Genomic DNA, 15,293 nt, shown 5'->3' with positions numbered 1-15,293 from the left:
TTGACAACGGATAAGTATTCAATGAGGGAGTGGTTAGGATTCATGGGCGAGCATTCGAAAGAAAAATAAAGATAATTAGATCATGTCATTGCTTGTTATTCAATAGGTATTTGAAAAGTATGCTCGCGCCCTGATGGTTTTCCAGGACTAAGTGACTCCCTTTCTTGGCGATATAAAGGATCTTTCATAGGTTCAATTGCAATAAAACAGTGACAGTATGAGTTTAAGGTTACTATGTATTCAATGAAATAAGATGAGCCAAGATTTATCAGAATATCTTTAGACTTTTCTTCCATTAAATAGAAGAAAGCCATTAGTGAATATTCTTCGCAATTTCCAAGAAGTTGATTGGGTTCTTTCTGCAAAATGGCTTTATATTTTTCCTCTGGTGAAAGGATGTTTAATGCATCCCGCAAGTAGCGTAACTTAATCATTCTTTCAATATAGTTCTCTCTGGAGTGTAAATTTTGTTTGCTTTGTGGTAAATACTCTGGTTCCATGTAACGTTTATTAGTTGATTTTAAACCAAATCTACTTCGAGAGAATGCTATTGTATCTTTTAAAATCATTTGGATGGACATGGCTTTTACCTTGGTGAAAATTGATGTTTTCCATTAATCATAGATAATGATATAGATAACATAAGACAAAAGATTAATTGATGAATTTATTATGAATAATAAGTTGAGTTTATATAACCACCTTTAGATGGTTATATTTTTACAAAATCAGGGCAATGATATTAATCAGGGTAATATCGCGAACGAACGTATCGGAAAGCCAGTGGCATTTTTAGGTTTGACCGCGATGTTGAATATGACTGCTCCACGTGCAGGCACTTGGTCTAAGTTAGCCAAAAGTTCTATTTGGTAGCTGTCTTGTTCCAATACATAATATTCACTCAATAAGGCATTATTACGCCTGAAGTCTTCGGCCGAATCTGTATCGAAAGTTTCATGCCCGATCGCTTTGATTTTCCGCTCTTCAAATAAAAATTTCAAGGCATCTATTCCCCATCCGGGGATTTGATTATTTCCCTGTTTGTCTTTATTATCCATTTTTTCCTGAGATGGCCAGCGTTGACTCCAGTCCGTTCTTAAGGCGACGAAAGTGCCTGCTTCAATGATGCCATGTTCGGCTTCAAATGTAAGAATGTCGTCTTTAGACAATGAAAAGTTAGGATTTTGCTTGGCTCTTGCTGACTGGTCAATAACAATCAAGGGTAATACCAGCTCTTTCAATTCCAGTTCATCAAGAGAACGGGCGTCAGGAATGAAATGGCAAGGAGCATCAATGTGGGTACCGTATTGTCCTGTGAAGGTGAATTGTTGCGCAAAAAATCCATCTTTATAATCAAACAGAGTTTTAAATTCAGCAGGATCAAACATAAAAAAATGGGGAGAATCTTTGTCAAAACTGTGTGTCAGATCAACCCATTTTTTTGATTTCAATAAAGCGAGAGCTTGCAGAATATCGTTTGTCATAACAACCTCATTTTTGGTTTTTTTATGATTAAACGTTCGCCATTTTTTCTTCGCAATTTATTTATCAACAATCTCCTGATTATGGGGATGGCTTCACAGGTTTTGATTTATTTATCATCGGCCAGAGAAGTGGGAATAGTCCAAATTTCAGACGTGATATCAATATAAGAAGGATCGGTTAATGAACACTCTTCCGTTGATATAATTGAGGTGGTGATAAAAGTCACAAGAGATTTCTGTTTATTAATAAAAGGAATGGATATTGCAATTGTCTGATTATAAAGTTGCCCCCAACGCTGAAAGTGTTATCGGTAACTTATCTTTTTCCAGTGGATGTCTGGTGATAAATGTGGATACCGCATTTTGGAGATCAAGTTGTTTATTTGCTTCAACAGCATGTTGTATGACTTTTTGTGCCACCTATGATTCAGTTGTAGCACAATAAGCCAGACTTTCATCTACTGAAGAAAATTCCAGCTTAGGTATTGATAATACCGCAATAATAAGAATCTTATTTATATTGTTTGTTAACATAGTCCATTATTTAATTAAAAATAATACATAGTGATGATACCTTCTGTTAATTGTCTGGAAAATTCGCCATTATCACTTTCTTAGTTAACTTTTTGTTAAAAATAAGATATAAGTTATCTTGATTGTTTGCAATTTATAAATAAAATAAAGTGCCGAATTAGATTAACCAAAAAAACGATGGTGACGAATTGACACCACCTAAAATGAAAACAAAAGAATGACACCACTAGCCAGTGTTATTCTTAAAAAAGAATCACTGGTGCTGTTGTTATATTTATTTTGATTCCGTCGTTGTCAACTCCATTTCATAGTTGTTGACAGGAAACTGTCCATAAGTATCGTGTAAGAGCTGTTTACAGCTTTCCTGTTTAATCAGGTCGCTGAGTTGGTTTAACCGTTTTTGCAACAATCTCTTAGTTTCTTTTTCATTATCCAAGACAGTTTGCAAAATTTTGGTTAATTGCTGCTGTAATGAAATGGGTGCATGTGAGTTTTCTGATAATAAAGTAACCACTTCTACTGCCTTCAGATAAGTGATTTCCATATCAACAAGTTCATCCCACTTTTCATTTTTAGCTAAATCAATCATTTGCTCACTTAAACTAAGGATCTGCTGATAAGCTGACAAAAGATCCGTATCATTTTTCATTAAACAATATCCTGACTGGCGTTGTAATGAGGACCTATTTGCCGCCAAGAGTCTGAAATCTCGGTAAGTAAATCAATCACTTCGGTAATAGCCTTCTCATCATTGCGTAAATTGGCATGGAGTAAGCGACGGCTCATATAATCATATAACGCAAAAAGATTCTGGGCAATTTCGCCGCCTTTCTCGAAATCTAATCCCTCTTTGAGACCATTATCAATGATATTGATTGCCTTTGAAATAGCTAAGCCTTTTTCTGGAATATTACCCTGTTGCATCAGAATAATTGCACGACGCAGGGCGCTTAGCGCCCCGTTGAACAATATCTGAATCAACTGGTAAGGAGAGGCATTCATAATTTCGCTCTCAAGATCTACCTGAGCGTATAACTGGCTTGCCGAACGTTGATACATTAGTGTCCTTTTATTATCTTAAAAGTTGGGCCAGAGATAAACCTGCCTGATTCATTGAAGAGGAAAGTTTATCCAGTGCTGTAAATTGTTTTTTATAGCGCTCCATCGTGGCTTCAATATTTCTATTAGTCTGTTCCACTTGTCTTTCCAGTGTTTTCAGACTCTTATTGATACCTTCGGTTGCTGTTGCGATAGTCCCTTCGTGGCTATCCAAGGTTTTTTTCAATAAATTAAAAGTCTGGGTAGCAAAACCGGTTTTTTCTCCATCCCCCATAAAGAAAGCCTTAACATTAGCCGGTTTTTCTTTCAGGTTCTTTTCCAGTTTTTCGTTGCTGATTTCCAGTGTACCATCCAATTTTTGTTTGATGCCCAGTTTATTTAAGGTAGCAATATCAGCAACATTTTGTGCCATAAACAGTTGTTGTCTTAACTGGCTTTGAATACCTTTTAAAGTGCTGTCACCGAGCAAGGCACCATTGTCTTTTGAAGCCGCTTCACCTTTTCTTACGGGCTTGAATTTGGTCAATGAACTGACAGTGTTTTGTAATTCATTATAGGCATCAACCCACTTTTTAATTGCTTCTTTCATTGGCTCAATATCACGAGAAACCACCAGCGTTTCTGGTATTAGTTCTCCTTCAGTTTTGCCTTCGAATTTTTCTTTTTCTGAAACCTTTTTCAGATTCAGGGTAATTCCTTCTGGTGCATCTTTTATTTCATTAGTCTGGCGTTCAATCTGAATGCCATTGACTTTTAATTTTGCATTGACCGCTTCCACCACTTGTTCCATTGCACCAGAACCACCTTTGTCGTCAGGCTTGTAGTTCAGCAAATCACCCAGCTTATTATCACCCTGAACCTCAATGGTCATGACTGATTTTGTGCCCGCTTTTTTCGAAGTCAGGATCAAATAGTTTTTATTATCTTCTGCTTTGATAATGCTGGCATTAACGTTGCCTTCTTGTTTATTAATCGCATCGCGGATTTCAACCAAAGAAGTTTCATTATCTTTCAGGGAAATGCGCATCGGTTCTATTTTTTTTTCACCGACTTTTTCTTCACCTGGTTGTGTAATAAGACCTGGCTGCGTAATAATAATAGTACGGGTGCCTTTACCTTGTTCTCCTAACGGTTTTTTTACATCCGCAATTTCCGGTGATTTCAGGGATTGAGCTTTGGCAAGCTGTTGTACTTCAATAACATAGTTACCCGGACTGGCTTTAGAATCTGTACTCGGCGTAAATGTTTTATGATCTTCGTTGGTTTTAGTGGTATTGAGCTTATCGAATTTTTTTAGTTCTTCGGATGCACTCTTTAATTTTTCCAAACTGCCTTTTAACGAACCAAAAGCGGTAAGTTTAGCGTTATAGCTGGTTTGTTGCTGTGCTAATGGCTCTAAACGTTTTCTTTCATTTGCTTCAAGTTTATCCAGTAATTTTGGATCTATCCCAGATGCGATCCCTACCGCGGAAATGCTAGCCATATTGACTCCTTTTAATAAAAAGCATCACTGGACATGTTATCGGATTAATTTGCGAAAAGTTTACTGACAAAATGTTTTTTTTGATGGACGGAATAATTGATGAGAACAGGCGCTGTTTGGGTTATCGGGGAGAAATGAGAAAAAAATAAAAAAGTTTTTTCAAGAAATATTAAAGGTTCTTTTTAAGGAGCCGATAAAACTGTTGGCGGTGATGAACACCGTGAGCAAAAGGCTCAAACTAATTATATCGGATTGATTTTAAAAGGAACTCTACTATGGCATCAGTCATTAATACTAACTATTCATCTCTGCTGGCGCAAAATAACCTGACAAGATCTAAAGGTACTCTGGGTACTGCGATTGAACGTCTGTCTTCTGGTTTACGTATTAACAGCGCGAAGGATGACGCTGCTGGTCAAGCGATCGCTAACCGTTTCACTGCTAACGTTAAAGGTCTGTCTCAGGCTTCCCGTAACGCTAACGACGGTATTTCCATTGCCCAGACTACCGAAGGTGCTCTGAACGAAATCAATAACAACCTGCAACGTATTCGTGAACTGGCTGTTCAGGCTCAAAACAGTACTAACTCTGAAAGTGATAAGAAATCTATTCAGGAAGAAGTGACTCAGCGTCTGGCTGAAATTGACCGTATCTCTGAACAAACTCAGTTCAATGGCGTGAAGGTACTGAGTGGCGAAGTACCTAAAATGAAGGTTCAGGTTGGTGCTAACGATAATGAAACTATCACTATCGATCTGAAAAAAATAGACAGTGCTGTATTGAAACTGGATAAGTTTGATGCAACTAAGAAAGGTTCTTTTGGTGAGCAAAAAAATTCAGCAGTAATTGAAAAAAAGACAAAAGATGCTGATGGTAAAGACATTACGGAAAAAGTGGATGTTAAATTTGACACCACAGGTGTAACAGGTGCCACTGATGTCAAAGTTTTCCAAAAACAGACAGCTGATGGTAAAACTGTGCCAAATGAATACATGATGTCTTATAAAGACGATAAGGGTAACGTTAAATACGCTACAGCAGAAATTAAAGAGGATGGTAAGGTAACGAAAAAAGCTGATTACACTCCAACTGTAGATGATCGTCCTCTGGACGCTCTGGACAGCGCTCTGGCACAAGTTGACAGCCTGCGCAGCTCTTTAGGTGCAGTACAAAACCGTCTGGAATCCACCGTTAACAACCTGAACAATACTGTTAACAACCTGAGCGCAGCAAAAAGCCGTATCGAAGACGCTGACTACGCGGTTGAAGTTTCTAATATGAGCCGTGGCAACATCCTGCAACAGGCGGGTACTTCTGTTCTGGCTCAGGCGAACCAGATCCCACAAACCGTTCTGTCTCTGCTGCGTTAATTTTTATTTTCCAGTTAGGCATTTATGCGGGGTAACCTGCATAAACAACGCTTATAAAATAAGGATCGGTTCGCCGATCCTTATTTTTTGGTTATCGTTTTTATAAACATCGTCAAGGACAGCCTGAAACTTGCTATGCATTTGGGCGGACATCAAAAATTTCGCATAGGTGAAAAAGAAGTGCTTTTACTTCATTGTTCAAACGATTGTACCGGTTAGGGGATTGGATAATGGTATCCAGTCTCTTATCCAAAGGTGTCTGTTGTTGTGAGCGATTTGTATACCGCCGAAGGCGTGATGGACAAAAATAGCCTCTGGAAGCGCTATGTACCACTGGTTCGCCATGAAGCGCTGAGGTTGCAGGTAAGATTACCTGCCAGCGTAGAACTCGATGACTTGCTTCAGGCCGGTGGCATAGGCTTACTGAATGCGGTGGAGCGTTTTGATTCCATGCAGGGAACCGCGTTTACCACCTATGCAGTACAGCGCATCAGAGGTGCAATGTTGGATGAGTTGAGGAGCCGTGATTGGGCTCCGCGTAGTGTGCGGCGTAACGCACGTGAAGTCACGCAGGCCATCCGTAAACTTGAGCAAGAGTTAGGCCGTCCAGCCAGTGAGCAGGAAGTTGCTAAAGAATTAAAGATTAATCTGATAGAATATCGGCAAATACTGTTAGACACAAATAACAGCCAACTGTTTTCTTATGACGAATGGCACGAAATTCACGGTGAAAGTTGTGAGCCGGTGGTAGAGGAAGAGCATGAGACAAATCCTCTGCAACAATTACTGGAAGGTGATCTTCGTCAGCGGGTAATCGATGTCATTGAGTCATTGCCTGAACGGGAAAAGATGGTTCTTACGCTGTACTATCAGGAAGAGCTCAATCTTAAAGAGATCGGCGCAGTGCTTAACGTGGGGGAGTCCCGCGTAAGTCAGCTTCACAGTCAGGCAATAAAAAGGCTGAAGGCGCGCCTGAATCCAGAGAAGTAACTTTTTGCTTATTTGTTTTTTTGTTAAGACTATACACAGGGCTTTATCTCTTATGTCTGTTACAACACAAAAGAAACGGCCTCTTAGCCGTTATATCAAAGACTATAAACATAGTCAGACTCATTGTTTACACTGTCATAAAACACTTGATCGTATTTCACTTGTTTTTAACGGTCAGGTCATCAATAAAGAAGCTATTTCTGAGATGACTGAATTGGTGGATGACAAAACCTGGAATGAGTTACAGGGTAAATTTGTGGCACTGTGCCGCTTTTGTAGTGAAATTTATTGCAATAGCCAGACTGATTATTTCGACATTATGTCATTTAAACAGTATTTGTTTGAACAAACGGAGATGAGCCATAGTACTGTGCGTGAGTATGTGGTTCGTTTAAGGCGTTTGGATGAATTACTGACTTCAAGTAATTATTCGGCTAATGAATTTGCGCCAGAAAAAATTCAGGAACAACTCAGCGAAAAATTGTCTCAGTCTGCTTTCAGCAATTACAATATCGCGCTGCGTAAATACGAGCAGTATCTGAGCTGGCAACAGAACGGTCATTAATTAATTACACCGATAAATAACGTTAGCCGGTTTGAACGATTTTAGAGGGGAATGCGATTACCACGCATTCCCCTCTCTATTTCCATATTATTTCTGTTGTTACATATTTTTACTGCTATATATTAAAATGGTTATATATTTATAATAAATTAATCTTAATTAACTCTTTTTAATCAAGTCATTTTAAACTATTTATGTTAGCCAACATATTTTAATTACATGCTATTAACCATTATTTATCAATTAACCAATCGTCATCAGGCTGGCATTACCGCCTGCCGCTGCGGTATTTACACTTAATGAACGTTCATGCAGTAAACGCTCCAGCAACAGATTGGTTTCACCACGGGCAAACCCTTGTACGGAGATAATTGGCCCTTTACGCTGTGCAATCACACCGCAAATCTGGCGCAATTGGTCGCAATCACCGTGATGAATAACCGCTTCCATTGCTGTTTTCTCATTTTGCCAGTCGTTAACCCAATGAATATGCTGACGAACTCCATCCGGCAATTGACGCTGCAATCCCTGATGCAATTCGTCCTTCTCCCAGATGGCCTGGCAACCGACAGAAAGTACCGCAGCTAATTGCACCAGCGCATCTTGCTCGTTATCTGCAAGGCACAACACATGACCGCGTGGCAATAAAGTATAAGTATTGCGTTCTCCGGTTGGCCCCGGCAGTACGCGTACTGTTCCACCCTGTGCCAGTAAACTGTATTCCTGAATCACTTGGCTTAATACATCATTATTCTGCGTGGTTGCCCAATCAGCCAATTTGTAGAGTGGGGTATGCAGAATGACACGTACTTTGGCATCAAGTTCATATTCTGCATCCTGACGCTCCAGTGTTTGGCTGGCTGCATTGACAGGACGTTGTGACAGCAAACGATACAGATACAGCGGCCCGCCTGCTTTTGGCCCTGTACCTGACAGTCCTTCGCCACCAAATGGTTGCACACCGACGACCGCACCGACCATATTGCGGTTAACATATAAGTTACCGACTTTAGCTTTACTGGTGACCTGTGTGATGGTTTCATCAATACGAGTATGAACTCCCAATGTTAAGCCATAACCAGAAGCGTTGATTTGATCAAGTAACTTATCCAGTTCATCACGTTTGAAACGAACGACATGCAGAACCGGGCCGAAAATTTCTTTTTTCAGCTCACTAAAGCTTTCCAGCTCGATCAACGTTGGTTTGACGAAAGTGCCTTGTGACCACTCCTGACTGTCCATTACATTTTCATGCACTGCCTGATAAATTGTCCGGCCTTTAGTACGCATGGCCTGGATATGGCGCTCGATACCAGCTTTGGCTTCTGCATCAATCACCGGGCCGATATCTGTTGATAAGCGTTCAGTATTCCCCATCCGGCATTCAGCCATCGCGCCTTTCAGCATAGCAATCGTTCTTTCTGCGACATCTTCCTGAACACACAGGATACGCAGGGCAGAACAACGCTGACCGGCACTGTCAAAAGCAGAAGCAACCACGTCGGTGACAACTTGTTCGGTCAAGGCAGAAGAATCAACGATCATGGCATTTAAACCGCCAGTTTCTGCGATCAACGGTGTTGGATGGCCTTGTGCATCAAGACGACCGGCAATATTGCGCTGCAATAAGCTGGCAACTTCGATAGAACCGGTAAACATTACGCCGCGTACACGTTTATCCCCGACCAGAGAGGCTCCCACCGTTTCCCCTTGACCCGGCAGTAATTGCAGCACACCACGAGGAATGCCTGCCTGATGAAGCATTTTCACGGCAACAGCGGCAATCAATGGTGTTTGCTCTGCGGGTTTTGCCAGGACACTATTACCGGCTGCTAATGCAGCAGCGATTTGGCCGGTGAAAATAGCCAGAGGGAAGTTCCACGGACTGATACAAACCACAGGTCCCAGTGGGCGATGAGTATCATTGGCGAAATCCTGACGCACTTGATCAGCGTAATAATAGAGAAAATCTACTGCTTCGCGTACTTCGGCAATCGCATTATTGAAAGTTTTACCTGCCTCACGGACTAAAATACCAAGCAAAGATTGCAGGTTATTTTCCATCAACTCGGCCGCACGTACCAAAATCGCTGCACGTTCTGATGGCGGTGTGGCAAACCAAATTGCTCCGGCATCAGTGGACGTATTCAACGCATGGCTGACTTCCTGCTCAGTGGCTTCACGAACATAACCGACGATATCTGAAGGTCTGGCTGGGTTATTAACAGGCCTAGCAGCAGGCAATTCTCCGGTGTGCTGGTAATCACCACCCAACAAAGGTTCGCTGCTCCACGTTTCCATTGATGAACTCAGCAAGGCACTAGAAAGGGAAGCCAAACGATGTTCATTGGAGAGATCCAACCCTGATGAATTGACGCGATTTTTACCGTATAAATCGTGCGGAAGAGGAATTTTCGGATGCGGCAGGCCGATTTGCCCTTCAGTTTGCGCTAACTCCTGTACGATTTTCACCGGATCAGCAACCAGCTCATCAATCGGCAGGGAAGTATCTGCAATACGATTGACGAATGAGGTATTGGCACCATTTTCCAACAGGCGGCGTACCAGATAAGCCAGCAGTGTTTCATGCGTTCCTACTGGTGCATAGATGCGACACGGACGATTAAGTTTGCCATCGGCGACTTTTCCGACTACCTGCTCATAAAGCGGTTCACCCATGCCATGCAGACATTGGAACTCATATTGCCCCGGATAATAGTTCTGCCCGGCCAAATGATATATTGCAGATAAAGTATGGGCGTTATGGGTAGCAAACTGTGGATAGATTAGATTCGGCACCGAAAGCAACTTACGGGCACAGGCAAGGTAAGAAACATCAGTATAAACCTTGCGGGTATACACCGGATAGTCTTCTAAGCCATCGATTTGGGCACGTTTGATTTCGCTATCCCAATAAGCGCCTTTCACCAGACGGATCATCAGCCTGTGGCGGCTGCGCTGTGCCAGATCAATAATACTGTCAATCACGAACGGACAGCGTTTCTGGTACGCCTGAATGACAAAACCAATACCGTTCCAGCCTTCCAATTTTGGCTCAAAACACAATTTTTCCAGCAAATCGAGGGAGATTTCCAGACGATCGGCTTCTTCTGCATCGATATTGATACCAATATCATATTGACGTGCTTGTAGAGTGAGGGAGAGCAGACGTGGATAGAGTTCATCTATAACACGCTCATACTGCGCACGGCTATATCGGGGGTGCAGGGCCGAGAGTTTGATGGAAATACCCGGCCCTTCATAGATACCGCGACCGTTTGATGCTTTACCAATGGCGTGGATCGCCTGCTGGTAGGAAACCATGTAAGCCTGGGCATCTTCTTCGGTCAGCGCGGCTTCACCAAGCATGTCATAGGAATAACGGAAGCCTTTCTCTTCCAATTTGCGGGCATTGGCAAGGGCTTGAGCAATGGTTTCCCCAGTAACAAATTGCTCACCCATCAGGCGCATTGCCATGTCCACACCTTTGCGCACCAATGGCTCGCCGCTTTTACTGATAATGCGGTTCAGGGAGTTGGATAACTTAGCTTCATTGTGGGTAGATACCAGCTTACCGGTGAACAACAACCCCCACGTTGCAGCGTTAACAAACATGGAAGGGCTTTGGCCCAGATGGGAGTGCCAATTGCCGTTACTGATTTTATCGCGGATTAAAGCATCGCGGGTGGCCTTATCGGGAATGCGTAACAGGGCCTCGGCAAGACACATCAACGCCACACCTTCCTGAGAAGAAAGTGAGAACTCCTGTAATAACCCCTGAACTAACCCGGAACGCCCGATCCCTTGTTTTTGCTGGCGCAGTTTTTCTGCGATGGAATAAGCAAGTTTGTGAGTTGCCTTGGTTTGTTCTTCTGAGAGCTGCGCACGTTGCAACAGCATAGGAACTGCCTGTGTCTCTGGCAGGCGATAGGCAGAGGTGATTGCGGAACGTTTCACCGATTGGGGTAAAATATGCTCGGCAAAATCCAAAAATGGCTGATAAGGTGCCTCATTCGGTGATTCTTCTTCGGAAATCTTTTCTTCTTTGCTATCCTGACCCGCTGATATTTCTGGGATCTTTTCCTCGTTTTCCAGACGTTCAAGATAATTAAAAATGGCTTGCTTAACCAGCCAGTGTGGTGTGCGTTCAATTCGTTGTGCAGCAGATCTAATACGATTACGCGTTGCTTCATCGAGCTTCACGCCCATAGTGGTACTACCCATTCTCACTCCTTAATAGGTAAGACTTAACCAAGTTGCATAACAATATCTGTCATGTTGCAACTTTGTGCAACTTTGTTAAAAGCAGCCGTTCTAAATTTGTGAAATTAATCTAGTTTTTATTATCCCCTTGGTGAGCATTATGGCTTCTGATTTTTTATCTAATTGATATATATTAATTTTAATTCAACCTCATAAAGGCGTGGTATAACCAGTTATTAAATGAAAGGTGTAACCTTTGGAATGATAAATGTGATTTAGCAAGCGTTTTTTATAAAAAACACCGTTAATTAGTTGTTAATAATGTTTTAACTAAACTAGGATAGAATGTAATTTTAGAATAATTTTCAATGGTAAATATTACTTGTTGAAACTAATGTTATCTTGGGGTACAACTTTTTGCAGTTTAATAGGGAAGAAAGAAAGTTCTTGAAAAAACGTACCTTAAGTACAGACAACATTATTTACGCAGATAACACATTTGCAGATGCTTGATTTATAAAAACACTATGGAGAAGAACCTGCATGACAGTAAATTCACCAATGCTCATTACCTTCATTATCTACATCGCGGGGATGTTGCTGATAGGCTTTATGGCTTATCGTTCCACCAAAAATTTTGATGATTACATATTAGGTGGCCGACGATTGGGCAGTGTGGTAACGGCATTATCTGCTGGCGCTTCTGATATGAGTGGCTGGTTATTAATGGGATTGCCGGGAGCTATTTTTTTCTCTGGCATTTCAGAAAGTTGGATCGCGTTAGGCCTGCTGCTGGGCGCATACCTGAATTGGCGATGGATTGCAGGTAGATTACGTGTACATACTGAAGTGAATAATAACGCATTGACGTTACCAGATTATTTCACTCATCGATTTGAAGATAAAAGCAAAATCCTGCGTATTATCTCTGCACTGGTTATTTTGATCTTCTTTACTATTTACTGTGCATCGGGTGTTGTGGCTGGTGGTTTATTGTTTGAAAACACGTTTGGTATCAGCTACGAAAAAGCGATTTGGTTGGGCGCATTGGCGACAATTGCCTATACCTTCCTCGGTGGTTTTCTTGCGGTAAGCTGGACGGATACGGTTCAGGCAACGTTGATGATTTTTGCTTTGATTTTGGTCCCTGTGCTGGTTCTGCTCAAAGTAGGAGGAGTTGGCACCGCCATCAATATTATTGAAGCAAAAAATCAGGCCTATTTAGATATGTTTAAAAATCTGAATATTATTGCCATTGCTTCTTTGTTGGGATGGGGATTAGGTTATTTCGGTCAGCCCCACATTCTGGCTCGTTTCATGGCTGCAGACTCCCACCAAACTATTCATAAAGCCCGCCGCATCAGTATGACGTGGATGTTGTTGTGCCTTGTGGGAACAGTGTCTGTTGGCTTTTTTGGTATCTCATATTTTGAGATTTATCCGGAGCAGGCAGGGCCAGTGTTGCAAAACCGTGAACGTATCTTTATGGAATTAGGTGTACTCTTATTTAATCCATGGATCACCGGAGTATTGCTGTCTGCGGTACTGGCTGCGGTTATGAGTTCATTGAGCTGCCAGTTGCTGGTTTGTTCCAGCGCACTGACAGAAGACCTCTACAAAGCATTCATACGTACCAAAGCCAGCCAGAAAGAATTGGTATGGATTGGTCGCATGATGGTTTTGCTGGTGGCAATTATCGCCATTGTGATCGCAACTAACCCAAATAATAAGGTACTGGCTTTAGTCAGTAATGCCTGGGCTGGATTCGGTGCAGCGTTTGGCCCGGTGGTTTTGATTTCTGTACTGTGGAAACGTATGACCCGCAATGGTGCACTGGCGGGTATGCTGGTGGGTGCAATTACGGTTTTGGTTTGGATGGAATTCCGTTGGTTCTCGTTGTATGAGATCATCCCGGGCTTTATTTTTGCCTCGATCGCGATTGTAGTGGTGAGTCTGCTCGGTAAAGCCCCAAGTCAGATAACACAACAGCGTTTTTCTGAAGCAGAAGCGCATTATAGAACTAAATAAATCCACTGTAATAAAGAACTTCTGAGTAACGTAGTGAACTGCACCTTGATTAGTTAGTGTTTAACTTTTGGGGTGCAGTTTATATTGTGGGTCACGCCTCCAATAATTAGATCCCTTGGCAAAGGTAGTATTCCTGTTTGATAAAAGTCCCTATTACTTTGCCGTGCATCCCTTCCGATTTGGAATAACCCCACGTAATTCAGCCAAAAAAGCAGAACGGTTTTTATAGTGACCGTTTTGCTCAATATAGCGGTCTATCGCAGTTAACAAATTGCCGGGCATAGTCAAGTTGAACTTGATGGCCTTTGATTCGTATTTCGCGGGGTCTAATTCAATCAGCGCAATCATCCCGCCATCTTCCGCCAAGCGGGGGTCATTGATGTAATCTGATGGATCTTTGGGTGCTGGGACATACCCACCTTGCTCAGTCAACACTTCCATATGCTGACCAAAAGCACTTTCAGCATCACGAATAGCTTCTTCTAAGGTGTTGCCAGCGAAAAAACAGCCGTCAGCATCAGGAAAGTAACCGTCAAAACCCTCTTCTGTTTTAAAGATAAAGAGCGGATAAATCATAATATTAACGCGATGCTCGACTTTAACATCCTATAAAGTTGGCTTGTTGAAGCCAGTCGCGTTGACTTTGACCTTGTTTAAAATTGGCAAAAATACCCAACGTGTGAGAAAGCAGTTTTCTGGCAATTCGATTACTCACATGCCACAAATCCCGAGCCCAACACTTCTCGATAGCAAATTGTCCGGCGAGTTGACCAATCACGGTTTCAATTAAACGGCGTTTGGCGTTAATGACCCTTCTCGTTTTTCTGGGGATGGGATCATCCATATTGGCACGCACTGGGGTAATCATTTCAATACCCCTCTGCCTTCATTTCTTTTTTAAATTTAACGCCTAAATAGCCTTTATCACCAAGCAAATAGCCTTTTATCGAGCCGATCACATCCCAGGTTGCTTCACGCTCACTGACATTGGCGGGCGTCAGTGTAAACCCGGTTACCACGCCGATTTCGTCTATCATGAGATGCCCTTTGAAGCCGTAGTAAGTTTCGTTTTTGGCGGCGCAGTACCCATAATCGGCTTGTCCTTTGAAGTTGGCACTGCCTTTTGCTCTTTTGAATCCACAGACGGGCAGTGGAAATCCGTCGATAATATGTACCGGCCTGTCGAGCGAGCCCAATAACCTCGCCAGCTTTTCTTGCAGTTGTTGTTTAACAACCCAAAGATTCGAAATCTGTTTAGCGAAATTGGCGCGTGAACCTAGCCCCGGAAACCCCTCGCGTCAGTGGTCATTAAAGTACGTCCAAATGCCTTTATCTGTTGAAAAGCCTAAAAATTCACCCACCACTTCCATCGTGATGGCTTCTGAATCGCATACATTGCTGTAACTGCGTTAAATTGTCATCTACCCAACAAAACACCCAAATGATAAAATCTTGCCGTGACATAGCCTTTTGTTCCTTTATTTCTCTCAGTTTGGCGACTTAAAGTTATAAAGGACTGGCTATGTCATTTCAACGCACCATAAAAGTCGAGCATCGCGTAATATTACCTCGATAGT

12 protein-coding genes and 1 pseudogene are annotated in these 15,293 nt (G+C 42.1%); 4 read left to right on the top strand and 9 right to left on the bottom strand.

The features are described from left to right. Nucleotides 1-95 precede the first annotated feature (95 nt). From AAC854_RS10645 to fliD, 6 genes are all read right to left on the bottom strand, one after another. Complete coding sequence (locus AAC854_RS10645) at nucleotides 96-581, bottom strand: hypothetical protein (protein WP_340617076.1); 486 nt, start codon at nucleotides 579-581, stop codon at nucleotides 96-98. Nucleotides 582-746: 165 nt separating this feature from the next. Further along, entirely contained in the window at nucleotides 747-1,484 is a 738-nt protein-coding gene (locus AAC854_RS10640; RefSeq protein WP_047965250.1) for a cyclase family protein, read from the bottom strand. A 276-nt stretch (nucleotides 1,485-1,760) separates the two neighbouring features. Beyond that, nucleotides 1,761-1,904, bottom strand: a complete 144-nt coding sequence (locus tag AAC854_RS10635) for a hypothetical protein (RefSeq protein ID WP_340617075.1) — start codon at nucleotides 1,902-1,904, stop codon at nucleotides 1,761-1,763. Nucleotides 1,905-2,292: 388 nt separating this feature from the next. Continuing rightward, nucleotides 2,293-2,667, bottom strand: coding sequence for a flagella biosynthesis regulatory protein FliT (gene fliT / locus AAC854_RS10630; protein ID WP_340617074.1), 375 nt, complete (start codon nucleotides 2,665-2,667; stop codon nucleotides 2,293-2,295). Continuing rightward, complete coding sequence (gene fliS, locus AAC854_RS10625; protein WP_047964164.1) at nucleotides 2,667-3,077, bottom strand: flagellar export chaperone FliS; 411 nt, start codon at nucleotides 3,075-3,077, stop codon at nucleotides 2,667-2,669. The genes fliT and fliS overlap by 1 nt, the downstream gene beginning before the upstream one ends. A 13-nt stretch (nucleotides 3,078-3,090) precedes the next feature. Continuing rightward, nucleotides 3,091-4,560 carry a flagellar filament capping protein FliD gene (gene fliD / locus AAC854_RS10620; RefSeq protein ID WP_340617073.1) on the bottom strand — a complete coding sequence of 490 codons (1,470 nt, stop codon included), beginning with the start codon at nucleotides 4,558-4,560 and terminating at the stop codon, nucleotides 3,091-3,093. A gap of 275 nt (nucleotides 4,561-4,835) precedes the next feature. Here fliD and AAC854_RS10615 point away from each other — a divergent pair, with 275 nt between their 5' ends. From AAC854_RS10615 to fliZ, 3 genes are all read left to right on the top strand, one after another. Next, complete coding sequence (locus AAC854_RS10615; protein ID WP_340617072.1) at nucleotides 4,836-5,930, top strand: FliC/FljB family flagellin; 1,095 nt, start codon at nucleotides 4,836-4,838, stop codon at nucleotides 5,928-5,930. A gap of 267 nt (nucleotides 5,931-6,197) precedes the next feature. Further along, nucleotides 6,198-6,920 carry an RNA polymerase sigma factor FliA gene (locus AAC854_RS10610; protein WP_340617071.1) on the top strand — a complete coding sequence of 241 codons (723 nt, stop codon included), beginning with the start codon at nucleotides 6,198-6,200 and terminating at the stop codon, nucleotides 6,918-6,920. A gap of 52 nt (nucleotides 6,921-6,972) precedes the next feature. Then, nucleotides 6,973-7,485 carry a flagella biosynthesis regulatory protein FliZ gene (fliZ, locus tag AAC854_RS10605; protein WP_340617070.1) on the top strand — a complete coding sequence of 171 codons (513 nt, stop codon included), beginning with the start codon at nucleotides 6,973-6,975 and terminating at the stop codon, nucleotides 7,483-7,485. Nucleotides 7,486-7,728: 243 nt separating this feature from the next. On the opposite strand, the gene putA is transcribed toward fliZ, so the two are convergent. After that, nucleotides 7,729-11,709 carry a trifunctional transcriptional regulator/proline dehydrogenase/L-glutamate gamma-semialdehyde dehydrogenase gene (putA, locus tag AAC854_RS10600; protein WP_340617069.1) on the bottom strand — a complete coding sequence of 1,327 codons (3,981 nt, stop codon included), beginning with the start codon at nucleotides 11,707-11,709 and terminating at the stop codon, nucleotides 7,729-7,731. A 522-nt stretch (nucleotides 11,710-12,231) separates the two neighbouring features. Here putA and putP point away from each other — a divergent pair. Further along, complete coding sequence (putP, locus tag AAC854_RS10595) at nucleotides 12,232-13,716, top strand: sodium/proline symporter PutP (protein ID WP_340617068.1); 1,485 nt, start codon at nucleotides 12,232-12,234, stop codon at nucleotides 13,714-13,716. Between the two features lie 153 nt (nucleotides 13,717-13,869). Here putP and AAC854_RS10590 read toward each other — a convergent pair whose 3' ends face one another. Together AAC854_RS10590 and AAC854_RS24270 are read right to left on the bottom strand one after the other, a co-directional pair. Beyond that, the gene (locus AAC854_RS10590; RefSeq protein WP_340617067.1) at nucleotides 13,870-14,292 is read right to left on the bottom strand and encodes a type II toxin-antitoxin system HicB family antitoxin; all 423 of its coding nucleotides are present in this window, start codon (nucleotides 14,290-14,292) and stop codon (nucleotides 13,870-13,872) included. A gap of 22 nt (nucleotides 14,293-14,314) precedes the next feature. Next, nucleotides 14,315-15,180, bottom strand: a pseudogene (locus tag AAC854_RS24270) (IS982 family transposase). Nucleotides 15,181-15,293 lie beyond the last annotated feature (113 nt).

It is taken from the genome of Xenorhabdus entomophaga (assembly GCF_037996725.1).
In the GTDB taxonomy this organism is placed as follows: Bacteria; Pseudomonadota; Gammaproteobacteria; order Enterobacterales; family Enterobacteriaceae; genus Xenorhabdus; species Xenorhabdus khoisanae.
Note: the sequence above shows the minus strand (reverse complement) of the source record. Positions and strands in the feature narration are given on the sequence as shown.